Here is a 26,758-nt window from a genome sequence, read left to right as displayed (position 1 = left end):
TGTGTTCGTCGGCCGCCTTCGGCGGCGTGCCGGACTCCGTCCGGCGGAAGGCCGTGTGGCGGTCAGGGTCGCCAGGCCACTCGGTGTTCTCGCAGGTGGGCCAGCACCGCGTGGTTGGCCTCCCAGCCGTCCGGGCTGTGTTCGTCGGCCGCCTTCGGCGGCGTGCCGGACTCCGTCCGGCGGAAGGCCGTGTGGCGGTCAGGGTCGCCAGGCCACTCGGTGTTCTCGCAGGCGAGCCAGCACCGCGTGGTTGGCCTCCCAACCGTCCGGGAACTTCACCGTCACGCCCAGCTGGACCGGTTCCGTCGACGGGTGGTCGTCCAGGAGGTCGGTCACTCCCGCGCGGCAGACCACGACGCAGGCGTGCCGGTGGCGGGAGGCGAGGACGCACAGGCGGCCGGTCTCCAGGTGGAACGCGGTGGCGTCGGGGCGTCCGGAGAGCGGGTGCAGCACGACCGTGACGTCGAACTCACGGCCTTGGAGGCGGTTCGCCGTGTCCACGGTGACATCCGTCACGCCCAGTTCCGCCAGCGCCGCGCGCACGGCGGCCGCCTGGTCGCGGTGCGCCGTGCCGACAGCGATCCGGTCGGCGGTCAGCGGCGCCGGGTCCGGCGACCGCTCCGAGACGGCCGCCCCGCCCCGCTCCAGCAGCCGCCGTACGACCGCCGCCACCGCCCGCACCGCCTCCGGGTCGGTGCGCGGAGTGTGCCGCGCGGGCAGCTCCAGCAGGCCCCAGCCGGACTCGGCGGCCTCGTCGAGCACCCGGTCGGGACCCGAGCGGTCCGAGGGGACCGCGAACCTCAGCCGCCGGTCCCCGGCAGACGTGCCGCTGCGGAACGGCGTGTACGGGTAGAACGCGTCGGAGACCAGCGGCGCCGCCGACGCCGGAAGCCGCCAGGACACCGGCAGCCGGTGCTGGGGCAGCTGCGGGTTGTGGGCCAGCAGCGTCGTCACCGCGGACGCCGACGGGTCGTAGGACAGGCCCGCCCACTGCTCGCTGCCGACGATCGCGAACGGGTCCAGCTGACCCGGATCGCCCACGAACAACGCCCGCTCGAACAGCCCGGCGACCGCGAGCAGGGCGTCCGAACGCATCTGGTACGCCTCGTCGACGATCGCGTGCCGCCACGGCTCGTCGACCTTCACATGTGCCCACTTCGCGGCGGTCGACAGGACCACGTCGAGTCCGGTGAGGTCGGCCGCCTTCGCCGACTTCCGTACGTTCGGCAGGTCGTCGAGCGCCTTGTCGTACGGGTCGGCGTCACTGCTGTGCAGCCGGCCCACGGGCAGTTCGGGATTCTTCTCCGCCAGCCGCAGCACCAGGTCGTCGACCTGGGCGTTGGTCTGCGCGACCACCATCAGCGGCCGTCCGGCGGCGGCCAGCTCCAGCGCCGCGCGCACGACCAGCGTCGACTTCCCCGCGCCGGGCGGGGAGTCGACGACGACCCCGCGGTCCGAGCCGTGCAGGGTGTCGCGGAGGATCGCGTCGGTCGCGCGGGCGGCCGCCGCACCGGGGTCGAAGGGCGCCCGGAGGCCGCCGGGGCCGATCGCGGGGTCCTGGGCGGGGGCGGTCACAGATGATCCTCCTCGGTCACCGGGTCCGGGGCTTCCGGCGTGCTCTCCTCGCCCGGCGGGCCGCCGTGCGTCCATGGGGTCTGCTCCGGGTCGGGCAGCTTCGCGCCGCCGCGCTGCTCGTGCTCGAAGAGCGTGAAGCACACGCTGTCGCCCTTCTCCGGCACGGAACCGGGCGCGGGTTCCTTGCCGCGGCCCATCCTGTCCAGGATCCGCAGGACGACGAGCGTCCCCTCGGCGGTGTCCTCCTCGCAGGCGACGAACTCGGCCGACTGCGGCTTGCCGTCCAGTGAGCGGTACGCCCTGGCCCGCTCGCCCAGGTGCGGCCGGTCGTCGGTGCGCACCGTGACCAGCGGGCGCGGACTGGGCCGCTTGCCCTCGCTGCAGGCCGGGACGACATCCGTGACCTCGCCCGCGAACGCCTCTCCGGCCAGCCGCCGCCCCGCCATGACCAGCGGGTCGTCCAGCGCCTCCTGTGCCTCCAGACGGGCCTGCTCCCGTTCACGCGTGGCCAGCTTGCTCGCCGCGGTGACCGCGTCGTCGCGGCGCGGCTGCGGCGGCTCGCCGGCCCGCACGCGGTCGCGGTGGCCGGTGAACGACCAGCGGTCGCGCGTCCAGCGCTCCTCGACGTGCGCGCCCTCGGGCAGCGCCCGCAGCAGGTCCAGGCCGTGCCAGACGGTGTCCCAGGTGGGGAGGGCGCACTTCTCGACCAGGTCGCGGATCCCCTGCTCGGCGGCGGTGACGGCGCCCAGCCGGTCGTCGGCCTCCAGGCCGTCCTCGGCGGCGGCGAGCGCGGTACGCGCGCGGTCGTAGCGCTCGATCGCGGGCGCCAGCAGCCTGTTGTCGAAGGCCGGATCGGTGGCGGGGCCCGCGGGCGGGCACTCCAACTGGCCGTCGGCGGTGCGCGCCAGCTCGGCCCGCAGCGCGGCCTCGGCGCCCGACGCGTCGTCCGGCGGGTCGATCCACGCCAGCAGCGCCCCCAGGTGCTGGTCCTCCAGGCTGGACTGGCCGGTCGTCCAGTGCTGGGCCAGCAGGTCGGTCATCGCCGGCAGCAGCGAGGAGCCGGGCACCCGGGCCCGCTCCCCGAAGTGGGTCAGCCACCGGCCGAGCAACGGCACGCGCGGCGGCGCCGGATGCGGCGTCTCAGGGTCCTGCTCGGCGGTGCGGCGGAAACGCATGGAGCGTCCGAGCAGCCGTACGAAGTCGATGCCCGCGCGGCTCGGCACGATCAGCTGGGGCGCGTCCGCGCACAGTTCCACCTCGACCTTGACCCGCTTGCCGCTCTCCGGATCGGTCTCGCTGCGCTCGGCGGCCTCGACGGCGTCGGCGTAGGAGTCGATGTACGGCAGGACCACGTCGGCCAGTTCGGCGAGGAACGCGAACCGCAGGTCGCGGTCGCGCGGCTGCGGCACGGCCAGCAGCCGCGGCGCGTCACGGTCCGTGCCGACCAGCGCCCCGAGCGGGGCGCCCGCCTCACCGGCGGTGGTGAGCGGCACGAACACCAGCGGCCGCTCGGACAGATGCCGGTGCCGGACGGTCGCGGCGGGCTGGGCCCGACCGGTCCGCACCGCCTCCAGACGGCCCAGGGTGGCGATCAGCGACACGCCGCCTCCCGCCCGGCCGGCTCCAGGGCCTCGTCCCGCAGTGCGGCGGCCCGGCGCAGCGCGGCCACCGCCGGGTCGTCCGGGTCGCCCGCCTCGCCGTGGGCGGCCGCCAGCACGTCCTCGACCGTCGACAGCCCGCCCAGGTCGGCGCGGGCCGAGCGGCCCAGCGCGGTCACCGCGCCCTGCGCGCGGGACCGGGCGCGGCAGTGGAAGGCCAGCTCGCACGTGGCCAGGCACTCGGGCGCGTACGTCGCCGGGACCGCCTCCACCGCGGCCGTCAGCTCCTCCGAGGACAGCTCGGGGGAGAAGCACACGCCCTCGGGCAGGGCGGCGGCGATGTCCTCGACACGGGTCAGCCGGGTCAGCTGGCGGGCGGTCACCGCGCGCTGCTTGCGGACGTCGACGGCGGACGCGGTGGGCAGGTTGGAGAAGTCCTTGGGGCATACCAGGAGCACCCGGTGCCGTACGCGCGGGACGGGGTCGAGGCGCGCGGCGACGTCCTCCAGCGCCAGCACGTACACCGCCGACTGCCGGGCGGCCGCGCCCACCTTCGCCGGGTCGGCGGAGCCGTCCAGCATCGGGAAGGACTTGATCTCCACCACCGTCCAGCTGCCGTCCGGGTGCACCACCACCGCGTCCGGCTCCAGGTAGGCGGGCGAGCCCGCCACCTCCAGGGCGAGCATCGGATGGTCGAGCAGCGTCCAGGCGCCCGCCTGCGTGGCCTCGCGCAGCGCCAGCGCCGTACGCGCCGTACGCCCCTCCGGGCCGACGGCGCTCAGGTCGGGCACCCGGCCCTCCCCCGGCGGTTCCGCGCCCGGGTCCAGCCTGGTGTGCGCCAGCCTCAGCAGCTCGGCGCCGCCGTCCGCCTTGACCCGCGCCTCGAACGCGTTGCCCCGCATGAAGGCGAACTGCGACTGCCCGAACACGGCGGGTGCGCCCAGCGCTTCCGCGAGCGCCGCCTTGTCCACGCCCGCGCCGTCCAGGATCGCGCGACGGCCGCAGCCGGGGTTCGCGGCCAGCGCGGCCAGGGCCCGGGCGTCGAGGGCGCGGGCCGGTACGCCGGGCCCGCGCAGCTCAGCGAGCCTTCCCCAAGCTCTCGACTTCGCTCGGGCGGGGGAGACCCCAGGCTGGAGCGCCGTCTCCCGCGTCCTCGGGGACGGCACCCGGTTCGGCTCCGGGACCGAACCGTGTTTCGCGCTGCCGTGGAATTCGCTCACCCGCCGAAGTCTGGCATCCGCCACTGACAATCGGGGAGCCCGCGGCACCGGAGTCCCCTGTGACGGCCGTGGCGCGGGGCGTCAGCAGTGCCTTGGCGCGGTCCGCACCCCGCATCACGAACGGCGCGAGCAGCATCCCGACGCCCATGACGGCCACGCCCGCGACCGCGTCCAGGAGGTAGTGGTTGGCGGTGCCCATCACGACCAGCGCGGTCACCAGCGGATAGGCGACGCCCGCGACCTTCGCCGTGCGCGTGCCGCCGTGGCGCCACAGCATCACTCCGCACCACAGGGCCCAGCCCACGTGCAGGCTCGGCATGGCCGCGTACTGGTTGGTCATACCGCCCAGGCCGCGCGGCGCGCTGGCCTCGCCGCCCCACCAGCCGTACGAGCTGTACTGGGCCATCGTGTCCACGAACCCGTGGTCCGGGGAGAGCAGGCGGGGCGGACAGGTGGGCAGCAGGGTGAAGCCGATCAGTCCTATGAACGTGGACGTCATCAGCCAGGTGCGGGCCGCCCGGTAGTGCGTGGTGCGCGCCCTGAACAGCCAGACCAGGATCACGGGGGTCACCAGGTAGTGCAGCGACGCGTACCAGAAGTCGGCGGGGACGCCCAGCCACGGCTCACGGGTGAACAGGCGGTTGAGGGGGTGCTCCGCGTTGAGGTGCAGCAGCTTCTCGACGCGCAGGATCGCCAGGCCGTGGTCGACGGCCGTGGAGACGTCGCCGCGGGCCAGCAGCCGGCCCGCCGAGTAGCAGCCGTACACCAGCAGGATCAGCGGCAGTTCGGTCCACCAGCGCAGCCGGGTGCGCGGGGCCGTCTCGGTACGCCGTGCCGGTGCCTCGGTCTGCGGCATCCGATGCCCCTCCCCCTTCGTCGCTGCGCTGCCCGGCGGTGCCCGGACGGTCGTGCCACTTTACGGTGCCCGATCCGATCACCTCGGGGTGCCCCCGGCCCTGATAGACGCACAGACCGCCCCTCGGGTTGCCCCCGGACAGCGTGCGCGATGATGGAGGGATTCCGTCCGAAGATCTGAGTTTTTCCGGAAGGTTCTCCATGGCACCGCGCATCCTGTTGGCCCGGCACGGACAGACCGAGTGGTCGCTGTCCGGCAGGCACACCGGCAGGACCGACGTTCCCCTCCTGGAGGAGGGCCGGCACGGCGCCAAGCTGCTCGGGGAACGGCTCCAGCGGGCGCCGTTCGACGGCCTGCCCGGGGTCGAGGTCCGCACCAGCCCGCTGGCACGCGCGCGTGAGACGTGCGAGCTCGCCGGGTTCGGCGACCGCGCGATGTGCTGGGACACGCTGATGGAGTGGGACTACGGCGCGTACGAGGGCCTGACGCCGCAGGAGATCCAGGCCGAGCGGCCCGGCTGGCTGATCTGGCGCGACGGCGTCCCGCGCGGGGAGACGCTCGCCGAGGTGACCTCCCGCGCCGACGAGGTGGTGGCCTGGGCGCGCGGTGAGGACCGTGACGTGCTGGTCTTCGCACACGGGCACATCCTGCGCTCGATCGGCGCGCGGTGGCTCGGCCTGCCACTCGACTTCGCGGCACGCATCCGCCTCAACCCCACGTCGCTGTCGATACTGGGCTGGGCATACGGAGAGCCGGCCCTCGAAAACTGGAACGACGTGGGCCACCTCTCGTGACCCGTCGGCCCCGCTGCCGCTGGTGCGGCAGGGGGGCGGGGGCTCCGTCAGAAGAGTCGTGGGAGGGACCACGCGGTGCGGGTGACCGCACTCGCCTCCGCGGCGCGGCGCTGGTCGCTCGGTTCGCCCGCGCGTGGGGGTCTTGCCCGCGAGGGACCGGGGGAGGTGTCCCTCGGTGCGACTGGGCGCATCCGTCCCCATGGGCGTGGCGGCGGGCGTCTGACTGACCCGTGCGCGGGGCTCTTGTCCGAAGCGGCGGGGAGGCACCGCGCGGTGCGGGTGGACACACCCGCCTCCGCGGCGCGGCGCCGGTCGCTCGGCCGGCCCGCGCGCGGGGCTCCTGCCCGGAGGGCCGTGGCAAGGGCCGCGCGGTGCGGATGGGCGCGTCCGGCCCATGGCGCGGCGCCGGTCGCTCGGCGGCCCGTGCGCCGGGGTCTTGTCTGCGAAGGGCCGGGGGAGGCACCCCGCGGTGCGACTGGGCGCATCCGTCCCCATGGGCGCGGCGCCGGGCGTCTGACTGACCCGTGCGCGGGGCTCTCACCCGAGGGGCCGTGGGAGGCAGCGCGCGACGCGGCAGGGCGCGCCCGGCGTCGAGCGTCCGGCTGGCCCGTTGCCGCGTCACACCGGTCGAGGGGCGCTCGCGTGCCTCTCCAGGAAATCGGACACCGCGCCCGCCCGGCGGTGCGGCAGCAGTACCCGTGCCGTTCCCGCCAGCATCGTCTGGATACGGGACGACTGGACCTGGCCCAGCAGGTCCAGGACCCGCGTTCCGGCGGCGGCCGCCTCGTCCGGTCGCCCCCCGCGCGCGAGGTCGTCGGACAGCTCGGCCGTGTAGAGCGCGATGTTCCGCATGAAGTGGGGATCCTGGAGCTGCGCGGCACGCCGCGCGTGCCGGGCCGCCCGCGGCCAGTCGCCCAGGGTGGACCAGCACTGCGCCTCGAGCCCCGCCAGCTCGGCCTCGCCGTAGAAGCTCATCCACTCGGGGTCGGCGTCCGAGGCGCCCCGCTCGAACAGGGCCTGTGCCCGGGCGAGCGCCCGCTCGCAGCCGGTGCGGTCGGCGAGCCCGGCCCAGCCGCCCGCCTCGCGCAGCGCGAGCAGCGACATCAGTCGCGCCGAACCCAGCCCGCGTCCGACGCGCTGCGCGGCCTGCGCGGCCCGCACCGCCTCACGGGGCCGTCCCGCGTCCCGCGCGAGGAACGCCGTGTTGCAGAAGGCGTGTGCCTCCAGGGCCGGGTCCCCGGTCATGCGCGCGGTGGCCAGTGCCTCGGCGTAGTGCGAGCGCGCGTCGTCGAAACGCCCGGAGTCGTGGGCCAGCCAGCCCACCGAGACGGCCAGTTCACCGGCGCCCGAGTGCAGCCGGTCGGCGGTGGTCTGCCGGGTCGCGCCGACGTCGAGCAGCGCGTAGGCGGCGCGCAGCGGAGCGGCCGCGCGGCGGTAGAGACCGTCCGCTCCGTGCCGGTCGTCGAGCAACCGGATCCGGCGGACGGCCTCTTCGACGGCCCCGGCGTCGCTCGCGCCGGCCCGGTACGCGGGGCGATCCGCGGCCGAGGCGTCGAAGGCGGGTCCCAGGGGGCCCAGCGAGGCGGCGGCCACCGTGGCGCCCCCGCGGGTCATGAATGCGCGACGCAGCACGTCGCTCTCCTCGTGGTTCTCGTGGTCTTCGTGCGGGTGGTACGGGTTGTGCAGGTCGTGCGGGTCGTGCAGGTCGTGCGGATCCGGCGAATCGGTGGAGTGGTACGGGTCGTACGCCTCCCGTTTCTCGTGCGGCGCGCGCGAGGCGCGTCCCCGAACGGCCGACCGGGGTGCGAACCCCAGGTCGGTCAGCGTGCAGCCGGGGAACATGTGCAAGAACACACGTTCATAGGCGTAGTTGGGGCATCGGATCTCACCCGCCTCCACCCGGCCGATGTAGCGCGCGTCACAGCTGACCCGCTCACCGATCTCGTGGGCGGCCCTCCGTACCGCCGCGGCGAACTCGGCCGGCGAGCGCTGTCCGCGCAGCTGCCGGAAGGCGAGATTCGGTCGTGGCGGGCGGGGGGACTGAGACGAGGTCACCGTCGACGACGTCATGGCCGGGCCCTCTCGTGCGAACCGTCGAACCATGCCGGACACAGGGGAAGTCGCCCGAGTCATCCGGTCGGCGGGTCACCCGTCGCCCCGGGTCGTCCCGGTCGTGCGGATGGCGCCCTGTTTCCGGCGAGCAAGAAAGTACCTGCTGTGTCCGCCCGGACACGCTGCGTTTGGCTACAAACCGGATATCTCATCCGTGATCTGCCATGAAGTGCCACCCTTCACGGCGGACTTCGCCCGTAGCCGTTGACGCCCTGCCGCGTTGAACCCCGTGGACCGGGAGCCGCCGGGCTCCCGACCCGCTCGTTCACGAGGAGGGATTTTCGTGATGGAGGCCGTGATGGAAACCCCGCGGAGTGTCGATCCCTGTACGCAGGCCACGTGCGACGTGGTCACGGTGCCGGCCCGGCAGGGGCTGGAGGCGGTGGACATCCTGCGCCGCGGGCCGGGGGACGCGGTGGGGCCCGTACTGCACGACGACGGGGGCGGCACGCTCGGCTTCGTGGTGCCGGCGGGCACGGCCGCGGCCTGGGACGTGCCCGGGAGCACCTGCACCGGCACCGACGGACGGGGCCTGCGGCTGACCCCGGAGCCGCCGGTGGAGGGCTCGGACTGGCTGGTCCCGCCCGACGAGGCCGACCTCGCGACGGACCCCGCGGTGCTGCGGCGGGCCCTGGGGGAGGCGGCCCGGATGATCGAGGCCGCGGACAGCTGCTGCTGACCCCGGCGCCCCGCCCACCGGAACGTTCGCCCACGGCTCCCGCCACCTGTGGGTGGCACACCGCACCCCTTGCGACAATGGGCGGATGGGAAGGTCCAGGAGCGCCCGCCGCGGGCGAGGAGCCGTCGAAGCCATCACCGAACAGGTCGACGGCGGGCTCGCGCAGCTCGTACCCGACCGGGAGCGGGCACGGGGCTGGACCCTGCTGATCGACGGCGCCCCGCAGTCCTACGTCGACCTCGACGACCCGGCGTACCTCTCCTTCGAGTACCAGCGGCGGCTCGGGCACGTGATCGACCTCGCCGCGCCCGCCGGCCGGCCCGTCCACGCCGTGCACCTCGGCGGAGGGGCGTTCACCCTCGCCCGGTACGTCGCCGCCACCCGGCCCCGCTCCACCCAGCAGGTGGTCGAACGCGACGCGGCCCTCGTTCAACTGGTGCGCCGCGAACTGCCGTTGGATTCCGGAGCCCGCCTTCGGGTGCGGTCGGTGGACGCCCGCGAGGGCCTCGCCAAAGTGCCGGACGGCTGGGCCGACCTGGTCATCGCGGACGTGTTCAGCGGCACCCGCACACCCGCCCACCTCACCTCGACGGAGTTCCTCGACGGGGTGCGCAGGGCATTGAGGCCGGGCGGTGTCTACGCCGCCAACCTCGCCGACGGCCCGCCGCTGACCCATCTGCGCGGCCAGATCGCCACCGCCGCCGCCCGGTTCACCGAACTCGCGCTGGTCGCCGACCCGACCGTGCTGCGCGGCCGGCGTTTCGGCAACGCCGTGCTGATGGCCTCCGACCTCCCGCTGCCGGTCGCCGAACTGACCCGCAGGGCCGCCACCGACCCGCATCCGGGCCGCGTCGAACACGGCCGCGCCCTCACCGACTTCACCGGCGGGGCGGTACCGGTCACCGACGCCGCGGCGGTCGCCTCACCGGCCCCGCCGCCGTCCGCCTTCCACTGAACCGGCCGGATCGGCGGAACCGGGCGTACCGGGCGTACCGGCCTACCGAGCGGGCCGAACCGGGAGTGCTCCTCCAGCTCCGCGGCAGGCAACGTTTGCCCGTAAAGGAGCGGCGTCCGGTGCGTGCTCTGGGGGTCCCCCCTGCTCGAAGAGCTTGGGGGAGCGTGCCGGGCGTCGCGACGGGGCGAACGTTGCCTGTCGGGGCACTAGTAGTTGCCGATCTCCACGTGCGGCGGCCCGTCGTGCCAGGCGCAGATGACCGACACCCGGTCGGCGTCCGAGGTGAACTCCACGCGGATCCACGTCTCCGTCTTCCACACCTGCATCGACCAGCCCGTGCCCGGAGTGGCCGAGACCAGGTTCGCCGAGACCTCGCCGAGGTCGAAGACCACCCGGCCGCCTTCGGTGTCGTAGCTCTTCACCTGGCCGGAGGTGGTGGGGGAGGGGGCGGGAGTGCTCGCGGGGCGCGTCGGCCGCGAGGGGCTGGGAGCCACCGTCCGCTCGCCGGACGGCTTGCTCGGAGTGGCCGAGGGGCTCCTGGACGCGGTCGGCCGAGGGGTGGGCGAGGCGGCCGGTGTCGATTCCTGCCTGGTCGCCTCCACCGCCGTGATGGGCAGGGCGCGCGGCGGATCGTAGGCCGTGCCCGCCATCACCGTGTGGACGCCCCACCACGACAGGGTGGCCGCCGCGCCCGTGGCGAGCGACCACGCCAGCAGGTGTACGAGTCCTCTGAGCATCGCCGCCATCCTGCCTCACCCGTCCCCATGGTGTGGCGGGAAAGCGATCGGGGTGAGGTTGTCCACAAGCGGTTGGAGCTCTGCCGGAGTTGTCCACAGGCCCCTGCCGGGTCCGCCCCCATGGCGTACGGTGCGGCGCATGGCAAGTGTTCTCGTGGTCGAGGACGACCCGTTCGTACGCTCGGCGCTCATCCGGCACCTGACCGACGCCTCGCACACCGTGCGCAGCGTCGGTACGGCGCTGGAGGCGCTGCGCGAGGTCGCCCACCTCCGCTTCGACGTGGTCGTGCTGGACCTCGGACTGCCCGATCTGGACGGCTCGGAGGCGCTGAAGATGCTGCGCGGCATCACCGACGTGCCCGTCATCATCGCCACCGCCCGGGACGACGAGGCGGAGATCGTCCGGCTGCTCAACGCCGGGGCGGACGACTACCTGACCAAGCCGTTCTCCGTCGAGCACCTGTCCGCGCGCATGGCCGCCGTACTGCGCCGGGCCCGCTCCGCCACCGGGGAGCACCCGCCGTCCACCGTGCTCCGGGTCGGCGGCCTGACCGTCGACCCGTTGCGCCGCCAGGCCGAACTGGACGGGGCGCGGCTGGACCTGACCCGGCGTGAGTTCGACCTGCTCGCCTTCCTCGCCGGGCGGCCGGGAGTGGTCGTGGCGCGCAAGGAGCTGCTGGCCGAGGTGTGGCGGCAGTCCTACGGCGACGACCAGACGATAGACGTCCATCTGTCCTGGCTGCGACGGAAGTTGGGCGAGACGGCCGCCCGGCCCCGCTATCTGCACACCCTGCGGGGCGTGGGCGTGAAGCTGGAGCCGCCCGGAGCGGAGCCGCCGCGATGAGATGGGCACTGGTCAAGGTCTGCCTCGCGGTCACCACGATGGTCGTGATCGCCTTCGCCGTCCCGCTCGCCCTGGTCATCAAGGAGATGGCCCGGGACCGCGCCTTCTCCAACGCCGAGCGCCAGGCCGCCGCGGTCGCCCCCGCCCTGTCCATCACCACCGAGCGCGAGCAGTTGGAGCGGGTCGTCGCCTCGGCCGGCTCCAACGCCCGCATGGCCGTGCACGTGCCGGCCGTCGACGGCGCGGCGGCCGTCGAGATCGGCCGCGCCCGGGCCACCGGCGAGGACATCGCGACCGTGCGGGAGATGGGCCGCGCCTCCACCGCCGAGGTGCCCGGCGGGTCCACGCTGCTCCAGCCGGTCGCGCTGAGCTCCGGCGCCATCGCCGTCGTCGAGGTCTACGTCCCCGAGTCCGAGGTCCGCAACGGCGTGGGCACGGCCTGGGCGGTGCTCGCCGGTGTGGGCGCGGCGCTCGTCGTCGGCTCGGTCGCCGTCGCCGACCGGCTCGGCGTACGGATGGTGCGGCCCGCGCAGCGGCTGGTCGAGGGCGCGCACGAACTGGGCGAGGGCAGGCTGGGTGCCCGGGTGCCCGAGGAGGGGCCGACCGAACTGCGGCTCGCGGCGGCCGCGTTCAACTCCATGGCCGACCAGGTCGTCCAACTGCTGGCGAACGAACGCGAACTGGCGGCCGACCTGTCCCACCGGCTGCGTACGCCGCTGACCGTGCTGCGGCTGAACGCGGCCTCGCTCGGAGCCGGACCCGCCGCCGAGCAGACCCGGACGGCGGTCGCCCAGCTGGAGCGCGAGGTCGACACGATCATCCGCACCGCCCGCGAGGCCAAGCCGCAGACGGCGGCCGCCGGTCCGGGCGCCGGGTGCGACGCGGCCGAAGTCGTGCGGGAGCGCATGGAGTTCTGGTCGGCGCTCGCCGAGGACGAGGGCCGCAAGTGGCGGGTGGCCGGGGCCGAGCGGCCGGTGCGCATACCCGTGGCCCGCGCCGACCTCGCGGCCGCGCTGGACGCCCTGCTCGGCAACGTCTTCCGGCACACCGCCGAGGGCACGGCGTTCGCGGTCGACGTGCACAACGGCGACGACGCGGTGATCGTGCTCGTCTCCGACGCCGGGCCCGGCATACCCGACCCGGAGGCGGCGATGCTGCGCGGACGCGGATCGGGGAACGACGGCTCCACGGGGCTCGGCCTGGACATCGTGCGCCGGCTCGCGGAGTCCACCGGCGGAGACGTCCGCATCGGCTCCTCCGTGCTCGGCGGCACGGAGGTGCGGATCCGGATCCAGCTCGACCCGCGCTCCCCGGTGCGCTCGGGTCACCGGGGAGCGGTGCGCCGCCGCCGGCCGGGGAGGTCCGGCGCGCGCCTCGGCCGTGCCCGGTCCCTTCCCTGAACACCCGCGCCGCGGGCGGGAAAGCGCCCCGGCCGGCTCACCCCCGATCCGGCCGGGGCGCGCTGGGAGCCGGACGGGCCGTCAGGCGGCGTCCGGCGGCGGCAGCTCCCCGGTGCGGGCCGCCCTCCCGTACCAGTGGGCGCTGGACTTCGGGATCCGGGCGAGGGTGCTGTAGTCGACGTAGACCGCACCGAACCGCTTGCCGTACCCGTAGGCCCACTCGAAGTTGTCCATCAGGGACCACAGGTAGTATCCGCGGACGTCGGCGCCGTCCGTGATGGCCCGGCGCACCGCCGCCAGGTGGGAGTGCAGGTAGGCGATGCGCTCCGGGTCGTGCACGCGGCCGTCGGCGTCCACCTTGTCGTCGTAGGCGGCGCCGTTCTCGGTGACGTACAGCGCCACCCCCGGCGCCTCCTGGGAGTAGCGCATGATCAGCTCGTGCAGGCCGCTCGGGTCGATCGTCCAGCCCATCTCGGTGCGGTCGCCCGGCGTCTGGTGGAACGCCACGTCGTCCGCGCCGGGCCACGGCGAGTGCGCGCTCGCCCCGTGACCGTCGGCCCGCGGGCCCTCCGACGTCGTGTCCGCCGCCGACACGAGGGCCGGCGTGTAGTAGTTGAGGCCGAGCGCGTCCAGCGGCTGGTGGGCGGTGCGCAGATCGCCGTCCAGGACGTAGGACCAGTCCGTGATCGACGAGGTGGCCTCCAGCAGCGTGGCCGGGTACGCCCCGTGCAGCATCGGGCCGTGGAAGACCCCGTTGGCCAGGTCGTCGATCTTCCGGGCCGCCGCCAGGTCCGCCGGGTCCTGCGAGACGGTGCGGATCACCGAGGAGTTGAGGCTGACCGCGACCGAGTTGCGGGCCGGCATCACCGACCGCAGCGCCTGAGCGCCCAGGCCGTGCGCCAGGTTCAGGTGGTGGGCCGCGCGCAGTGTGGCCGCGGGCTCGGTGCGGCCCGGCGCGTGCACCCCGGAGCCGTAGCCCAGGAAGGCGGTGCACCACGGCTCGTTGAGGGTGATCCACTGCTCCACCCGGTCGCCGAGCGCCTCACCGACGATCTGCGCGTACTCCGCGAAGCGCAGCGCGGTCTCGCGCTCCGGCCAGCCGCCCGCGTCCTCCAGTTCCTGCGGCAGGTCCCAGTGGTAGAGGGTGACCGCCGGCTTGATCCCGCGTTCCAGCAGTTCGTCCACGAGACGGCGGTAGAAGTCCAGGCCCACCTGGACGGCGGGGCCCCGGCCGGTCGGCTGCACGCGCGGCCAGGAGATGGAGAAGCGGTAGGCGTTCAGACCCAGGTCCGCCATCAGGGCCACGTCATCGCGGTAGCGGTGGTAGTGGTCGACAGCGATGTCACCGGTTTCGCCACCGGCGGTCTTGCCCGGGGTGTGGCTGAAGGTGTCCCAGATCGAGGGCGTACGGCCGTCCTCCCGCACCGCCCCCTCGATCTGGTACGCGGAGGTCGCGGCGCCCCAGAGGAAGGCGGGCGGAAAGGTCACCGGGGTCACCGGCTGTGCGGACTCAGGCATGGAAGCGCTCCCATAGATGGTCGTGAAAGACCGACGGTTCGAAAAGGGGAGGGTGGACAGGGGTCGACGTGGACAGAGGGACAAGGGGCCGGGACCACGGTGACCCGGCCCCCGGAAAGGCGGGGGTGTGCGCGGCGGCCGGGCCGCCGCGCGTGCGGGGAGCGGGCCGCGGGCGTCAGCCCTTGACCGCGCCCTGCATGATGCCGCCCACGATCTGCTTGCCGAAGATCGCGAAGACCAGCAGCAGCGGCAGCGTGCCGAGCAGCGCGCCCGCCATGATCAGGGACTGGTCGGGGGTGTAGCCGCGGCCCAGACCCGCGAGGGCGACCTGCACGGTCGGGTTGCCGGTCTGGGTCAGCACCAGGAAGGGCCACAGGAAGTCGTTCCAGGTCTGCACGAACATCAGCATCCCCAGCACGGCCATCGCCGGCCGCGCCGCCGGGAACACCACGTGCCACACCACGCGCCAGCTGCTCGCGCCGTCCACCCGGGCGGCCTCGATGACCTCGTCCGGCAGCGCCTGGAGCAGGTACTGCCGCATGAAGAACACACCGAACGCGCTGACCAGCGACGGCAGGATCACCGCCTGCAACTGGTCGGTCCAGTCCAGCTTGGCCACCATCATGTACAGCGGGATGATGCTGAGCTGCGGCGGCACCATCATCGTGCCGATCACGATCAGCATCAGCGCGCCCCGGCCCCTGAAGCGCAGCTTGGCGAAGGCGAAGCCGGCGATCGTGGACAGGAACACGACCGTCGCCGCGGAGATCCCCGCCACGATCGTGGTGTTGACGAACGCCTTGCCCAGGTTGGCGTCCGTCCAGGCGACCTGGAGGTTGTGCATCAGGTTCGAGCCGAACCAGAAGGGCGGCGGGGTCTGCGCCAGCCGGTTGTTGTTCCGGGACGCGGCGATCGCCGTCCACACCAGTGGGAACAGCGACCCGATGGTGAACAGGGCCAGGATCACGTACGCGATCGGGCCCGCGTGCAGCTGCCCGCCCGCGCGGGCGGCCTTGGGCCGGCGCGTCCGGCGCGGCCCGGCGGTCGGCGTCTCGGGTTCGGTCAGGGTCGTCGTCGTCACGGCCGGTCTCCTTAACTACTGGCGCGCAGCCGGCGCGAGATGACGTAGTTGACCACGCCGATCACGATCAGGATCAGGAACATCGTCCAGGCGATCGCGGAGGCCCGGCCCAGGTGCTGGTTCACCCAGCCCTGCTCGTACAGGTACAGGCCCAGCGTCTGGAACTGGTGCTCGGCACCGCCGGAGGCACCCTTGTTGGCGTCGAACAGCAGCGCCTCGCCGAAGAGCTGGCTGGCGCCGATGGTCGACACGACGGCGGTGAACAGGATGGTCGGACGCAGCTGCGGCAGGGTGACGTGGAAGAACTGCCGGAACCGGTTGGCGCCGTCCAGGGCCGCCGACTCGTACAGGTCGTTCGGGATGGCCTGCATCGCCGCCAGGTAGATCAGCGCGTTGTAGCCCGTCCAGCGCCAGATGACGATCGTGGAGACGGCTATCTGGGAGGGCCACTTGTCGTTCTGCCAGTCGACGTTGTCGAAGCCGACCGCGTGCAGCACCCAGTTGATCATGCCGTAGTCGCGGCCGAAGAGCAGCACGAAGACCAGGGAGGCGGCGGCGATCGAAGTCGCGTACGGCGCGAGCATCGCGACCCGGTAGAAGGTCGAGGCACGCAGCCGGTAGTTCAGGATGTGCGCCAGGCCCATCGCCATCAGCAACTGTGGAACCGTGGAGATGAGACCGATCGTCAGGGTGTTCCGCGCCGCGTTCCAGAAGAACTCGTCGTCGAAGATGCGGGTGTAGTTGCGCAGCCCCGCCCACTCCATGTCGGTCGGCGCCGTCAGCTCCACCGTGTGCAGCGAGGCCCACGCCGTGTAGATCAACGGGAACAGCCCGAAGGCGACGAACAGCAGGAAGAACGGCGAGACGAACGCGTACGGGCTCCACCGCATGTCCCGCTGCCAGCGGCGGGACAGCCGCGCCCGGCGCCGGTGCTCCGCGTCGGCGGTGTCGGTCGCCGGGCGGCCCGGGGCCGCGCCCCCCTCCTTCTCGGGGGGCGCGGCGGTGTCGTGCCGGGTGGCCATACCGGTCACTTCTCCAGGTTGTTGTCGATGGTCTTCGTGGCCGTCTTCCAGGCGTCGGCGGGCGACTTGCCCTTCGTCACGAGGATGACGCCGTTGTCCGTCAGGCCCTGCTGGACGATCTGGTCCTTCGGGCCGATCGTCTGGACCGGGATGGACTTGGCGGCCTCCGCGAAGATCTGGCCGATGGGCGCGTCACCGGTCATCTCGTTCTTCGCGTCGGTCACCGACGGCATGGTGTAGGCGCCCGGCGCGCTCGGGAAGCTGCCCTGGACGGCGAACAGCTTCGCCTGCTGCTCGGGAGCGGTCAACCAGGTGATGAACTCCGTCGCCTCCTTCACGTGCTTGCCGCTCTTGGGCACGGCCAGGAAGGAGCCGCCCCAGTTGCCGCCCTTGGGCGGCACGGCGACGTCCCACTTGCCGGCCGCGTCCGGCTGCGACTTGCCCTTGATGGTGCCGAGCATCCACGGCGGGCAGGCGACGGTGGCGAACTTGTTGTTCGCGATCGTCTGGTCCCAGGCCGGCTGGAACTGCGTCTGCGACTGGACCAGTCCCTCCTGGGCGGCCTTGGCCGTCAGGTCGAAGGCGGCCTTGACAGCGGGGTTCGTCTTGTAGATGACGTTGCCGGAGGCGTCGTAGAACTTCTCCTCCTCACTGCTGAGGATCGCGTTGATCAGGCCGCCGGGGGAGTCCATGAAGTAGGTGCCCTTGGGCGCCTTCTTCTTGAACGTCTCGCCTGCCGTGACGAACTTGTTCCAGTCGCCCGCCCAGAGCTTGCCGACCTCCTCGCGGTCGGTGGGCAGTCCGGCCTGCTCGAAGAGGTCCTTGCGGTAGCAGATCGCCATCGGGCCGATGTCGGTGCCCAGGCCGATGGTCTGGTTGTCCTTGGTGGTGGCCTGCTGCCACTTCCAGTCCAGCCAGTTGCTCTTGTCCACGCCCGAGGCCTTGGAGAGGTCCTCGAACTTGGCTGCCTGGGTGGCGACGACCTCGGCGATGTTGCCGACCTCGATGGCCTGGACGTCCATCAGGCCGCTGTTGGTGGTGAGGTGGTTGACGAGCGCCGGGTAGTAGTTCTCGTTGCGCTCGACGACGTTTTCCTGAATCTTGATGTCGGGGTGCAGCTTCTCGTACTCGGTGTAGAGGCCGGCCTCCTTGAAGCCCATCGTGCCGAAGAGGCCCATCGTGATCGTGACCTTGGCACCACCGCCGTTGCCACCGCCGCTCGACGAGCCGGACTCGTCTCCGCTGTCGCTGGAGCAGCCGGCCAGCAGCCCGGCGCCCAGCGACGCGGCTGCCGCCAGGACCACCGCCTTACGGGCGATGGGGGTCCCCCCACTCGAACGAAGTCGAGAAGGGGGGAGCAGACGTGCTCGCATTGCGTCCTCCTGTTGCCCTGACGTGCCGACCCCCCGGCCAACTGCATGTTGGGCCCGTTTTGTACTCGCTGCGGCTCGGGCGGGGAACGTGCGGGTTGTGTATGTGTCAGGTACTGTGGGAGCGCTCCCACCAGTGATGTGTTGAAGAGTCGCGGGTTCGAGCGGGGGTGTCAAGGGTGTGAGCGAGGACAAATGCGTTCGGTTATCGGCCTGTTAACTAACGCGGGAGGGGTGAGGTCCTCGACCCGGGCATGCGGAGCCGGCCCGTCCCCCGGGGCGCGCCGCGGCGGCCCCCGGGCACGGCGTCCGCGCTCGGGAGACTGTTACATTCCAGGCCAAGGCGGTTTCGACGGCGGAAGGGCGGAGCCAATGACAGGCCACGGAGCGCGGGGCCGGAGCGGCGGTCGGCCGACCCTCGAAGAGGTCGCCGCGCGGGCCGGCGTCGGCCGCGGCACCGTCTCACGGGTGATCAACGGCTCGCCCCGGGTCAGCGACGCCACCCGGGCCGCAGTCGAGGCGGCGGTGGCCGAACTCGGCTACGTCCCCAACACGGCCGCCCGCGCCCTCGCCGCCAACCGCACCGACGCGATCGCCCTCGTCGTGCCCGAGCCGGAGACCCGCTTCTTCGCCGAGCCGTACTTCTCGGACATGCTGCGGGGTGTCGGCGCCGGACTGTCGGACACGGAGATGCAGTTGCTGCTGATCTTCGCCGGCAGCGACCAGAAGCGGCAGCGGCTGGCCCAGTACCTGGCCGCGCACCGGGTGGACGGTGTCCTGCTGGTCTCGGTGCATGCCGACGACCCGCTGCCGGACATGCTGGCCCAGCTGGAGATCCCGGCCGTGATCAGCGGTCCGCGATCGGCGGGCGAGACCCTGACCTCGGTGGACTCCGACAACTACGGAGGCGCCCGTTCCGCCGTGGAGCACCTGATGGCCCGCGGCTGCCGCACCGTCGCCCACATCACCGGCCACATGGACGTCTACGGCGCCCAGCGCCGCGTCGACGGCTACCGCGACGCCCTGCGGGACGCGGGCCTGGAGGTGGACGAACTCCTCGTGGCCCAGGGAGACTTCACCGAGGGCGGCGGCCGCCGCGCGATGACGCGCCTGCTGGAGCACCGCCCCGACCTGGACGCCGTCTTCGCCGCCTCCGACGTCACGGCGGCCGGCGCCCGCCAGGTGCTGCGCGAGGCGGGCCGCCGCATCCCCGACGACGTGGCCCTGGTCGGCTACGACGACTCCGCCATCGCCCGCCACATGGATCCGCCACTGACCAGCGTCCGTCAGCCCATCGAGGAGATGGGCCGCGCGATGATCGACCTCCTGCTGAACGAGATCGCCGACCGCCGCCCGGCGGTGTCCCGGGGACTGGAGCGGCGGCAGCTCGTACTGCCTACGGAGCTGGTGGTGCGGACGTCGTCGTAGCGGGCCCCGGCCCGCCGGGCCGGGTGGTTCCCGCCGCGACGAGAAGGGCGACGGTCTCGGAATGGGAATCGGCGGCCGCCCACTCCAGGGGAGAGCGGCCCGTGCCGTGATCCTCACGAAGATTCGGATCGGCTTTGTGCGCCAGGAGCGCGCGCACCGTCTCCGTGTGCCCCCAGCAAGCGGCCGCGCACAGGGGCGTGCCTTCCGCTCCGCGCCCGCTCTCGGTGTCCGGACGGGCCCCGGCCGCGAGAAGCAGGCGGGCCATCTCGACCTGCCCTTGCACGGACGCCACATAGAGCGGGGTGGTGCCCTCCCTGTCCGCTTGCTCCGGATCGGCACCGGCCCGCAGCAGCGCCTTCGCGCGAGCGGTGTCGCCCAGCACGACTGCCGAGACGAGGTGCCCGGAGAGTTTCTTGCGCTGCCGTCGGTTCATGACCGCCGAGGTTACCGGCCCGGCAGGTGGCCCTGCGGCGGTCAGGAGGCGCCCGTGCCGGAATGGCCCTCGCGGGGGCCGGGTACTGGCCTGCGCGCGTGGTCGGTGACGGACTGGCGGGTTACAAGAGGGCAGCCCGTATGACCGCGTGATCGCCATGTGCGGCACGCACACCGTGACTGGCACATCGCGCGGCGGCCGCACCCGTCCGTCGCCGACGGGCACCACCGGACTGACTGCGGCATCCAAGGCGATTGACGCGCCGCGCCTACGCAAGAGGCCGGTGACCTGGGGTACCAGGTCACCGGCCTCTCGGTGAAGGGTGAGTGACGGGACTCGAACCCGCGGCATCCTGGACCACAACCAGGTGCTCTACCAGCTGAGCTACACCCACCATGACCGGTCCGAGGGATTCTGCGGTTTCCCCGACCGGCCGAGAAGAAGTCTACAGGGTCGGAAGGGGTGCTCGCGCACAGGTTTCGCGGCGCCCCTTCGCGGGACCCCGCTATGCCTGCTGAGCAGGCAGGACGTGCTTCGCCGCGATCGTCTTGGCGGTGTCGGAGTCGGGGCCGGGCTGCGGGACGAAGACGGCCTCGCGGTAGTAGCGCAACTCCGCGATGGACTCGCGGATGTCGGCCAGGGCGCGGTGGTTGCCGTTCTTCTCCGGGCTGTTGAAGTACGCCCGCGGGTACCAGCGCCGGGCCAGCTCCTTGATCGAGGACACGTCCACGATCCGGTAGTGGAGATAGCCCTCCAGCGTCGGCATGTCGCGCAGCAGGAAGCCGCGGTCGGTGCCGACCGAGTTTCCGCACAGCGGGGCCTTGCCGGGCTCCTTGACGTACTCCCGTACGTAGGCCAGGACCTGCTCCTCGGCGTCCTTGAGCGTCGTGCCGCCGGCCAGCTCGGCGAGCAGGCCGGACGCGGTGTGCATCTCACGCACCACCTCCGGCATCGTCTCCAGCGCCGCATCCGGCGGCCGGATGACGATGTCGACTCCCTCGCCGAGTACGTTCAGCTCGGAGTCGGTGACGAGGGCGGCCACCTCGATGAGCGCGTCGTCGGACAGCGAGAGGCCGGTCATCTCGCAGTCGATCCACACCATGCGATCGTTCATGTGTCTCACCTTACGGCGCCCCGCCGCGACCCGGACCGACCGTGCGGCGCCCTCGTCGGACAACGGCCGGCGCGGCTCCGCGCCGGGACGGCCGGGCGGACGGGACCAGAAGGCCCGTCCACCCGGCCGCCGGGGGTCAGGAACCGCCGCGCTGGCCCGGAACGCTCGCCGACAGGGCCGCCGTGCGGCGAGCCTGGTGGGGCACCTGGCCGTCCGGGTGGAAGGAGGGCAGCGGCGACGCGGGCCCGGCCGGGGCCGCCCCGGAGTGCGGTCCCGGGCCGCCCGGCATGCCGGCCGTCCCCGACGCGAGGTCACCATCTCCCGGCCGCTCGTTCTGCGGCCGCCGCGCCCGGTAGGCCGCCCGGTACGCCGCCGGGGACGAGCCCAGTTGCCGCCGGAAGTGGCCGCGCAGTGCCACGGGGGAGCGGAAGCCGCAGCGGCCCGCCACCTCGTCGACCGAGTAGTCGGACGTCTCCAGCAGGCGCTGCGCCTGGAGCACCCGCTGGGTGATCAGCCACTGCAGCGGCGCGCTCCCGGTCAGGGAGCGGAAGCGGCGGTCGAAGGTTCGCCGGCTCATGTACGCCCGCGCCGCCAGCGTCTCCACGTCGAACTGCTCGTGGAGGTGCTCCAGCGCCCAGGCGACGACCTCGGCGAGCGGGTCGGCGCCGATCTCCTCCGGTAAAGAGCGGTCCAGGTAGCGTTCCTGGCCTCCGCTCCGGCGAGGCGGGACCACCAGTCGCCGGGCGAGCGCGCCCGCCGCCTCGTTGCCGTGGTCCGAGCGCACGATGTGCAGGCACAGGTCGATCCCGGCCGCCGTACCGGCCGACGTCAGCACGTCGCCGTCGTCGACGAACAGCTCTCTGGGATCCACGTGCACCGACGGATAGCGCTTGGCCAGCGTCGGCGCGTACATCCAGTGCGTGGTCGCCGGCCGGCCGTCCAGCAGCCCGGCCGCGGCGAGTACGAACGCCCCGGTGCACAGGCCCACGATGCGGGCCCCCTCCTCGTGCGCCCGGCGCAGTGCGTCGAGCGCCTCCTCCGGCGGCGGCGAGGTGATCGAGCGCCAGGCCGGCACGACGACCGTGCCCGCCCGTGAGATCGCCTCCAGGCCGTGCGGTGTGGTGAGTTCCAGGCCCCCTGTGGTCCGCAGCGGGCCTTCCTCGCCGCCGCACACCAGCAGTCGGTAGCGCGGTACGCCGGCGTCCTGGCGGTCAACCCCGAACACCGACAACGGTATGGAACTCTCGAAGATGGGGCCGCCGCTGAACAGCAGCACCGCGACGATCTCCTTGCGGCGTCGCCCGGACAGCTTCCGGGCCGCGGTTTCCGGCGCGGCAGTGGAGTCGTGGCTCATACTGCTAAGCCCCCCTCGGTGGTCGCGGCTCCTCGGTTGTGTCGCTCCTGCACGTTTCCCCTCGGTCCTGCACGAGTCCCCCGCCGTAAGACAGTCAAGATCGAATCTACTGCGTCCCGCCGTGCCGTGTTGACCAGTTCGTCACCCGGCACATTGTCGACATGGCAACTTGGCGTGAAGCATTCGATCACGAAGCGTTGCACTCGGGGAGCGTGCAGGGAAGTGCGCCTCGTGGTGGTGGCCAATCCCCGTAGGGTGCGCGGTGCCGCGGAGGCCCTTTCCGTGCAGGTCGAACGGGGGGTGAGGGGTACTTCGGCCGGGGAATGCACGGATACGAGAAGTTGGCTGAAAAGCTACGGTCGCGTGCGCAAAAACCGGTCAGCCGACCGGTGCCGTTCCGTCGGGTGCCGACCGCCCTGGTATGCCCCGGTCCCCGTCCTGTGGTGGCGGTCCTGGTGCGGGGCGCGCTCCTCGGCGCGCAGCCGGGCCGCCACGCGCTCGGAGTGGCGCAGCAGTGCCCGGCAGGCCCCGGTGACGGCCCCGAGGCCCAGGGCGGTGCCGACGGCGCCGGCGAACGAGGTGCCGTACCAGAGCAGGACCACGGGGACGAGTGCGCAGCTGAAGACGGCCCAGCGCACCACCTCGCCCACGGCGCCGCCCTCCCCGTCGGCCGCGGCGCGCCGACCGTTGTTCTGTGCGATGCCCGGTGCGGTGTCCTGTGTGGGGAACGGGTGTCGGTCGGAGGCGGTGCGGGGTCCGGACACTGCGTGCTCCCTACGGCGGCGGTTCTCCGGGATCAACGCGTGCCCGATCGGTCGGTCACTGTGCGGCGTCGTGCGGGGCTCCACGCGGGCGGCCGGCACCCCGCCCGACCCCCCGGTGGCGCCCCGCCGTTACCGTGATCCCGCCCGTTCCGGAAGGTGAATCCCGTACAAACCGCCTGTACGGGGCACCAACCATTGCCTTACGGGCGTGGCTCGTGCATGCTCCGGTGAACCGCCACGGAGAGTGCGCGGGATCTGGGCTAAGGAGGCGTGCCGCCGTACCCTTGGGGGTATGGGGACGGGAAGACCATTCCCGGACACAGCTTCGCCGCAGACTGTCGTCCCCGACAAAGGATCACATCGCCGAGACAGCCATGGCCGGTCACGAATTCTTCGAACCCGCGGACCGCAAGCGACCGCTCGCCGACCCCACGGCGGCCGATCCCCTGGCGGCGGAAGAGTCACGCCATCCCTGCGATCCGGCGTTCAAGCACGGCGTCGTCGTCGGCTTCGACGGATCCACCTCCAGTGAGCGCGCCCTCGCCTATGCGATCGGCATGGCGCTGCGCACCCACTCGGGGCTGATCATCGTGCACGTCGCCAACCGGCTGCCCACCACGGTGTGGGCGGGCTGCGAGCCCCCCGTCTTCGTGGACGTGCCGGACCACCGCACCGAGGTCCTCGGCCTCGAACTCGCCTGCGCGGAGTACCTGGCGGAGGTGCCGTGGATCCTCGTCGAGCGCGGCGGCGACATCTGCCACGAACTCGAAGAGGTGGGCAAGGAGTACGAGGCGGACGCGATCGTCGTCGGCTCCACGCACGGGCTCGTGGGGCGCCTGTTCGGCTCGGTCGCGGGCCGGCTCGCCAAGCGCGCGCAGCGGCCGGTCGTCGTCATTCCTTAGCCGGCCGGTTCCGCCCCGGCCGGGCTCACGTCGGCCAACTTCCCTTTCCGGCCACGCACTTTCCGTGAAGCTACTCGTGCGTAGAGGTGTTTGTGCCCTTGTGAAGGGCATATACCGGTCACCGCACAACTGCGCAGGCATGAAGGGAGCTTGCCGTGGCCAACGACGTCTCTGCGGGAAGCACCACGACCACCATCCTCGGCCGACTCGCTCTCGGTGTCACCCTGCTGGCCTTCGGCCTCGGGTACACCGAAGTCATCAACGGAGTGACGGCGAACGACTCGGTGACACTCGCTCACTATGTGGGCGGCGTCGCGCTGTTCGTCGCCGGACTGCTGGCCTTCCGCGATCGCGACACCGCGACCGGTACGGCCTACTGCGCGCTCGGCGCCCTCTGGTTCACCTGGGCCGTCTCGGCGGGCAGCCAGGTCTCCGGCAACGGCGCGGGGCTCTTCCTGCTCCTGTTCGCCCTCGTGGCCCTGACGTTGACGCTCGCCGGCGGCGACGTGCTCGGACAGGGCACCTACGGGCTGTTCTTCGTCTCCCTGGTGCTGCTCGCCATCGCGCTCTTCGCCGACAACGGCGGCCTGGCGAAGGTGGGCGGCTGGTTCGCCGTGGCGGCGGGAGCCGTCGCCTGGTACGCGGCCACCGCGGCGCTCGCCCACTGGCCCACGGAACTTCCGCGACGCGCTGCCGGCCGGGGGGTGACGGCCACCGGTTAGCTGCGCAGGCTGGGGGGTTGGGATGCTCCCCGGCGATGGAGACGGACCCCCGCGTGATGGGTGGCACACGTGGGGGTCCGGTCTGTTGTTCTGCCTGTGCGGGTGCGTGAGGGCTGGTCGCGCCCCCGCGGCGGAGCCGCATGTCGATGCAGCCCCGCGGCCCCTTTGGGGCGATCTGCTACTCCACCGTCACCGACTTGGCCAGGTTGCGGGGCTTGTCGATGTCCCGGCCCAGGGCCAACGCCGTGTGGTAGGCGAGGAGTTGGAGGGGGATGCCCATGAGGATCGGGTCCAGTTCGTCCTCGTTCTTGGGCACGACGATCGTCTGGTCGGCCTTCTCCTGCTCCTGGTGGGCGACGGCGAGGATCCTGCCGCTGCGGGCCTTGATCTCCTCCATGGCCGCGCGGTTCTTCTCCAGCAGGTCGTCGTCCGGCACGATCGCCACCGTCGGCAGGGCGGGCTCGATCAGGGCCAGCGGGCCGTGCTTGAGCTCGGAGGCAGGGTAGGCCTCGGCGTGGATGTAGGAGACCTCCTTGAGCTTCAGGGAGGCCTCACGGGCCACCGGGTAGCCCCGGACCCGGCCGATGAAGAGCATCGAGCGGGCGTCGGCGTAGTCCCGGGCCAGCCGCTCGATCTCCTCCTCCTGCTTCATGATCTCGGAGATCTGCTCCGGCAGCCTGCGCAGGCCCTCGATGATCCGCTTGCCGTCGCGCACCGACAGGTCGCGGATGCGGCCCAGGTGCAGGGCGAGCAGCGCGAAGGCGACGCAGGTGTTGGTGAAGCACTTGGTGGACACCACGCAGACCTCGGGCCCGGCGTGCACGTAGATGCCGCCGTCCGCCTCGCGGGCGATGGCGGAGCCCACCACGTTGACGACGCCGAGCACCCGCGCGCCCTTGCGCTTGAGCTCCTGGACGGCCGCCAGCACGTCGTACGTCTCACCGGACTGGGAGACCGCGATGTACAGCGTGTCGGGGTCGACCACCGCGTTGCGGTAGCGGAACTCGGAGGCCGGCTCGGCGTCGGCGGGGATGCGGGCCAGCTCCTCGATCATCTGGGCGCCGATCATGCCCGCGTGGTAGGAGGTGCCGCAGCCGAGGATCTTGACCCGGCGCACCGCGCGCGCCTCGCGGGCGTCGAGGTTGATGCCGCCGAGGTGCACGGTGGCGAACCGGTCGTCGATCCGGCCGCGCAGCACCCGGTCCACGGCCTCGGCCTGCTCGTGGATCTCCTTGTGCATGTAGGTGTCGTGGCCGCCCATGTCGTAGGAGGCGGCCTCCCACTCCACGGTGGTCGGCTCGGCGGTGGTGCGGGTGCCCTCGGTGGTGTACGTACGGAAGTCGTCGGCCTTGAGGGTGGCCATCTCGCCGTCGTCGAGGGTGACTATCTGGCGGGTGTGGGTGACCAGCGCGGCGATGTCGGAGGCGACGAACATCTCCTTCTCGCCGATGCCGAGCACGACCGGCGAGCCGTTGCGGGCCACCACGATGCGGTCGTTGAAGTCGGCGTGCAGGACGGCGATGCCGTAGGTGCCCTCGACCTGGCGGACGGCGGCGCGGACCCTCTCCTCCAGCGTCTCGGCCTCGGAGCGGGCGATGAGGTGGGTGAGCACCTCGGTGTCCGTCTCGGAGAGGAACTCCACGCCGTCCGCCTGGAGCTTGCGGCGCAGGTCGGAGGCGTTGTCGATGATGCCGTTGTGCACGACGGCGACCTTGTTGTCGGCCGACATGTGCGGGTGGGCGTTCACGTCGGAGGGGGCGCCGTGGGTGGCCCAGCGGGTGTGGGCGATGCCGGTGGTGCCCTTGAAGCGCGCCGGGACCTTGGCCTCCAGGTCACGGACCCGGCCCTTGGCCTTGACCATCTTCAGGCCGGCCGTCTTCGGCGAGGTGACGGCGATGCCCGCGGAGTCGTAGCCGCGGTACTCCAGGCGCTGAAGGCCTTCCAGGAGCAGGGGGGCGACGTCACGCTTGCCGATGTATCCGACGATTCCGCACATGTACAGGTATCCCTCAGCCGTAGACGATCCGGCGCAGCTGCCGGAGGGAGAGTTCCGGCGGTGCCACCGCCCGGTATTTCAGGTCCGCCCCGATCCGTTCGAAGATCTCCGCGTTCACCAGGCCCTGGGCCTGGAGCTCGCGGTGGCGGCGACGGACGAACCCCTCGGTCGTCTCGTCGAAGTAGGCGAGCACGTCCTGGACCACCCGCAGCGCCTCGCCCCGGTTCAGGGGTGTGGACCGCGTCAGGTGATCAACAAGTTCGTCGTGCACCCGGTGGATTCTG

24 protein-coding genes and 1 tRNA gene are annotated in these 26,758 nt (G+C 72.5%); 8 read left to right on the top strand and 17 right to left on the bottom strand.

All coding sequences use genetic code 11. The features are described 5' to 3' along the window. Positions 1–198: 198 nt before the first annotated feature. The 4 genes from ACFY3J_RS02475 to ACFY3J_RS02460 are packed head-to-tail and all read right to left on the bottom strand — an operon-like array spanning position 199 to position 5,249. Positions 199–1,575, bottom strand: coding sequence for an AAA domain-containing protein (locus ACFY3J_RS02475; RefSeq protein ID WP_390839939.1), 1,377 nt, complete (start codon positions 1,573–1,575; stop codon positions 199–201). Continuing rightward, a complete protein-coding gene (locus ACFY3J_RS02470; RefSeq protein WP_390839937.1) occupies positions 1,572–3,176 on the bottom strand; it encodes a hypothetical protein in 1,605 nt (534 codons plus the stop codon). Before ACFY3J_RS02470 ends, ACFY3J_RS02475 begins: the two co-directional genes overlap by 4 nt. Further along, entirely contained in the window at positions 3,167–4,339 is a 1,173-nt protein-coding gene (locus ACFY3J_RS02465; RefSeq protein WP_390839935.1) for a hypothetical protein, read from the bottom strand. Before ACFY3J_RS02465 ends, ACFY3J_RS02470 begins: the two co-directional genes overlap by 10 nt. Next, a complete protein-coding gene (locus ACFY3J_RS02460; protein WP_384179270.1) occupies positions 4,251–5,249 on the bottom strand; it encodes a phosphatase PAP2 family protein in 999 nt (332 codons plus the stop codon). The genes ACFY3J_RS02465 and ACFY3J_RS02460 overlap by 89 nt, the downstream gene beginning before the upstream one ends. Before the next feature lie 200 nt (positions 5,250–5,449). Here ACFY3J_RS02460 and ACFY3J_RS02455 point away from each other — a divergent pair, with 200 nt between their 5' ends. Beyond that, positions 5,450–6,043, top strand: coding sequence for a histidine phosphatase family protein (locus tag ACFY3J_RS02455; protein WP_384179268.1), 594 nt, complete (start codon positions 5,450–5,452; stop codon positions 6,041–6,043). A 618-nt stretch (positions 6,044–6,661) separates the two neighbouring features. Here the strand turns inward: ACFY3J_RS02455 and ACFY3J_RS02450 are convergent. After that, positions 6,662–8,113: a hypothetical protein gene (locus ACFY3J_RS02450; protein ID WP_390839934.1), complete on the bottom strand. Its 1,452-nt coding sequence runs from the start codon at positions 8,111–8,113 to the stop codon at positions 6,662–6,664. A gap of 340 nt (positions 8,114–8,453) precedes the next feature. Between ACFY3J_RS02450 and ACFY3J_RS02445 the strand changes: the two genes are divergently transcribed. Together ACFY3J_RS02445 and ACFY3J_RS02440 are read left to right on the top strand one after the other, a co-directional pair. Continuing rightward, complete coding sequence (locus ACFY3J_RS02445) at positions 8,454–8,834, top strand: hypothetical protein (protein WP_384179264.1); 381 nt, start codon at positions 8,454–8,456, stop codon at positions 8,832–8,834. A gap of 85 nt (positions 8,835–8,919) precedes the next feature. Then, positions 8,920–9,789, top strand: coding sequence for a spermidine synthase (locus ACFY3J_RS02440; protein ID WP_384179262.1), 870 nt, complete (start codon positions 8,920–8,922; stop codon positions 9,787–9,789). Positions 9,790–9,995: 206 nt separating this feature from the next. Here ACFY3J_RS02440 and ACFY3J_RS02435 read toward each other — a convergent pair whose 3' ends face one another. After that, positions 9,996–10,526: a hypothetical protein gene (locus ACFY3J_RS02435; protein WP_390839932.1), complete on the bottom strand. Its 531-nt coding sequence runs from the start codon at positions 10,524–10,526 to the stop codon at positions 9,996–9,998. 139 nt (positions 10,527–10,665) lie between these two features. Between ACFY3J_RS02435 and ACFY3J_RS02430 the strand changes: the two genes are divergently transcribed. Continuing rightward, positions 10,666–11,370, top strand: a complete 705-nt coding sequence (locus ACFY3J_RS02430) for a response regulator transcription factor (RefSeq protein WP_384179257.1) — start codon at positions 10,666–10,668, stop codon at positions 11,368–11,370. Continuing rightward, a complete protein-coding gene (locus ACFY3J_RS02425) occupies positions 11,367–12,770 on the top strand; it encodes a sensor histidine kinase (RefSeq protein WP_390839930.1) in 1,404 nt (467 codons plus the stop codon). Before ACFY3J_RS02430 ends, ACFY3J_RS02425 begins: the two co-directional genes overlap by 4 nt. An 81-nt stretch (positions 12,771–12,851) precedes the next feature. Here the strand turns inward: ACFY3J_RS02425 and ACFY3J_RS02420 are convergent, their stop codons facing one another. From ACFY3J_RS02420 to ACFY3J_RS02405, 4 genes are all read right to left on the bottom strand, one after another. After that, positions 12,852–14,288: a GH1 family beta-glucosidase gene (locus ACFY3J_RS02420; protein WP_390839928.1), complete on the bottom strand. Its 1,437-nt coding sequence runs from the start codon at positions 14,286–14,288 to the stop codon at positions 12,852–12,854. Between the two features lie 175 nt (positions 14,289–14,463). Beyond that, positions 14,464–15,369 carry a carbohydrate ABC transporter permease gene (locus ACFY3J_RS02415; protein WP_376396132.1) on the bottom strand — a complete coding sequence of 302 codons (906 nt, stop codon included), beginning with the start codon at positions 15,367–15,369 and terminating at the stop codon, positions 14,464–14,466. 11 nt (positions 15,370–15,380) lie between these two features. Continuing rightward, a complete protein-coding gene (locus ACFY3J_RS02410; protein ID WP_384179627.1) occupies positions 15,381–16,391 on the bottom strand; it encodes a carbohydrate ABC transporter permease in 1,011 nt (336 codons plus the stop codon). 5 nt (positions 16,392–16,396) lie between these two features. Then, a complete protein-coding gene (locus tag ACFY3J_RS02405; protein WP_384179251.1) occupies positions 16,397–17,764 on the bottom strand; it encodes an ABC transporter substrate-binding protein in 1,368 nt (455 codons plus the stop codon). A gap of 369 nt (positions 17,765–18,133) precedes the next feature. On the opposite strand from ACFY3J_RS02405, the gene ACFY3J_RS02400 reads away from it, so the two are divergent. Next, entirely contained in the window at positions 18,134–19,189 is a 1,056-nt protein-coding gene (locus ACFY3J_RS02400; protein ID WP_390839926.1) for a LacI family DNA-binding transcriptional regulator, read from the top strand. On the opposite strand, the gene ACFY3J_RS02395 is transcribed toward ACFY3J_RS02400, so the two are convergent. From ACFY3J_RS02395 to ACFY3J_RS02375, 5 genes are all read right to left on the bottom strand, one after another. Further along, positions 19,158–19,622, bottom strand: coding sequence for an ankyrin repeat domain-containing protein (locus tag ACFY3J_RS02395; protein WP_384179247.1), 465 nt, complete (start codon positions 19,620–19,622; stop codon positions 19,158–19,160). The two genes, ACFY3J_RS02400 and ACFY3J_RS02395, sit on opposite strands and share 32 nt — an antisense overlap. Before the next feature lie 321 nt (positions 19,623–19,943). Continuing rightward, positions 19,944–20,016: transfer RNA gene (locus tag ACFY3J_RS02390), tRNA-His, on the bottom strand. A gap of 111 nt (positions 20,017–20,127) precedes the next feature. Next, positions 20,128–20,736: an oligoribonuclease gene (gene orn / locus ACFY3J_RS02385; protein WP_384179245.1), complete on the bottom strand. Its 609-nt coding sequence runs from the start codon at positions 20,734–20,736 to the stop codon at positions 20,128–20,130. 136 nt (positions 20,737–20,872) lie between these two features. After that, complete coding sequence (locus ACFY3J_RS02380; protein WP_390839924.1) at positions 20,873–22,090, bottom strand: helix-turn-helix domain-containing protein; 1,218 nt, start codon at positions 22,088–22,090, stop codon at positions 20,873–20,875. A 353-nt stretch (positions 22,091–22,443) separates the two neighbouring features. Next, on the bottom strand, positions 22,444–22,854 hold the full coding sequence (locus ACFY3J_RS02375; protein WP_384179240.1) for a hypothetical protein: 411 nt from the start codon (positions 22,852–22,854) through the stop codon (positions 22,444–22,446). A gap of 374 nt (positions 22,855–23,228) precedes the next feature. On the opposite strand from ACFY3J_RS02375, the gene ACFY3J_RS02370 reads away from it, so the two are divergent. Then, positions 23,229–23,756, top strand: a complete 528-nt coding sequence (locus ACFY3J_RS02370) for a universal stress protein (protein WP_141360652.1) — start codon at positions 23,229–23,231, stop codon at positions 23,754–23,756. A 155-nt stretch (positions 23,757–23,911) separates the two neighbouring features. Beyond that, positions 23,912–24,478, top strand: a complete 567-nt coding sequence (locus ACFY3J_RS02365) for a GPR1/FUN34/YaaH family transporter (protein ID WP_384179238.1) — start codon at positions 23,912–23,914, stop codon at positions 24,476–24,478. Between the two features lie 178 nt (positions 24,479–24,656). Here the strand turns inward: ACFY3J_RS02365 and glmS are convergent, their stop codons facing one another. Further along, positions 24,657–26,474: a glutamine--fructose-6-phosphate transaminase (isomerizing) gene (glmS, locus tag ACFY3J_RS02360; protein WP_384179236.1), complete on the bottom strand. Its 1,818-nt coding sequence runs from the start codon at positions 26,472–26,474 to the stop codon at positions 24,657–24,659. A gap of 13 nt (positions 26,475–26,487) precedes the next feature. Beyond that, positions 26,488–26,745 carry a hypothetical protein gene (locus tag ACFY3J_RS02355; protein ID WP_361415479.1) on the bottom strand — a complete coding sequence of 86 codons (258 nt, stop codon included), beginning with the start codon at positions 26,743–26,745 and terminating at the stop codon, positions 26,488–26,490. Between the last annotated feature and the right edge of the window lie 13 nt (positions 26,746–26,758).

It is taken from the genome of Streptomyces sp. NPDC001231 (genome assembly GCF_042896885.1).
Lineage (GTDB): Bacteria > Actinomycetota > Actinomycetes > Streptomycetales > Streptomycetaceae > Streptomyces.
The sequence above is the reverse complement of the archived record's forward strand: the minus strand, read 5'-3'. Positions and strand labels throughout refer to the sequence as shown.

Coding starts and splice junctions, on each gene's coding strand:
- ACFY3J_RS02370 (WP_141360652.1), top strand. CDS start 23,229: ATGGCCGGTCACGAATTCTTCGAACCCGCGGACCGCAAGCGACCGCTC.
- ACFY3J_RS02430 (WP_384179257.1), top strand. CDS start 10,666: ATGGCAAGTGTTCTCGTGGTCGAGGACGACCCGTTCGTACGCTCGGCG.
- ACFY3J_RS02410 (WP_384179627.1), bottom strand. CDS start 16,391: ATGGCCACCCGGCACGACACCGCCGCGCCCCCCGAGAAGGAGGGGGGC.
- ACFY3J_RS02455 (WP_384179268.1), top strand. CDS start 5,450: ATGGCACCGCGCATCCTGTTGGCCCGGCACGGACAGACCGAGTGGTCG.
- ACFY3J_RS02425 (WP_390839930.1), top strand. CDS start 11,367: ATGAGATGGGCACTGGTCAAGGTCTGCCTCGCGGTCACCACGATGGTC.
- ACFY3J_RS02445 (WP_384179264.1), top strand. CDS start 8,454: ATGGAAACCCCGCGGAGTGTCGATCCCTGTACGCAGGCCACGTGCGAC.
- ACFY3J_RS02395 (WP_384179247.1), bottom strand. CDS start 19,622: ATGAACCGACGGCAGCGCAAGAAACTCTCCGGGCACCTCGTCTCGGCA.
- orn (WP_384179245.1), bottom strand. CDS start 20,736: ATGAACGATCGCATGGTGTGGATCGACTGCGAGATGACCGGCCTCTCG.
- ACFY3J_RS02440 (WP_384179262.1), top strand. CDS start 8,920: ATGGGAAGGTCCAGGAGCGCCCGCCGCGGGCGAGGAGCCGTCGAAGCC.
- ACFY3J_RS02435 (WP_390839932.1), bottom strand. CDS start 10,526: ATGCTCAGAGGACTCGTACACCTGCTGGCGTGGTCGCTCGCCACGGGC.
- ACFY3J_RS02420 (WP_390839928.1), bottom strand. CDS start 14,288: ATGCCTGAGTCCGCACAGCCGGTGACCCCGGTGACCTTTCCGCCCGCC.
- ACFY3J_RS02400 (WP_390839926.1), top strand. CDS start 18,134: ATGACAGGCCACGGAGCGCGGGGCCGGAGCGGCGGTCGGCCGACCCTC.
- glmS (WP_384179236.1), bottom strand. CDS start 26,474: ATGTGCGGAATCGTCGGATACATCGGCAAGCGTGACGTCGCCCCCCTG.
- ACFY3J_RS02405 (WP_384179251.1), bottom strand. CDS start 17,764: ATGCGAGCACGTCTGCTCCCCCCTTCTCGACTTCGTTCGAGTGGGGGG.
- ACFY3J_RS02450 (WP_390839934.1), bottom strand. CDS start 8,113: ATGACGTCGTCGACGGTGACCTCGTCTCAGTCCCCCCGCCCGCCACGA.
- ACFY3J_RS02380 (WP_390839924.1), bottom strand. CDS start 22,090: ATGAGCCACGACTCCACTGCCGCGCCGGAAACCGCGGCCCGGAAGCTG.
- ACFY3J_RS02460 (WP_384179270.1), bottom strand. CDS start 5,249: ATGCCGCAGACCGAGGCACCGGCACGGCGTACCGAGACGGCCCCGCGC.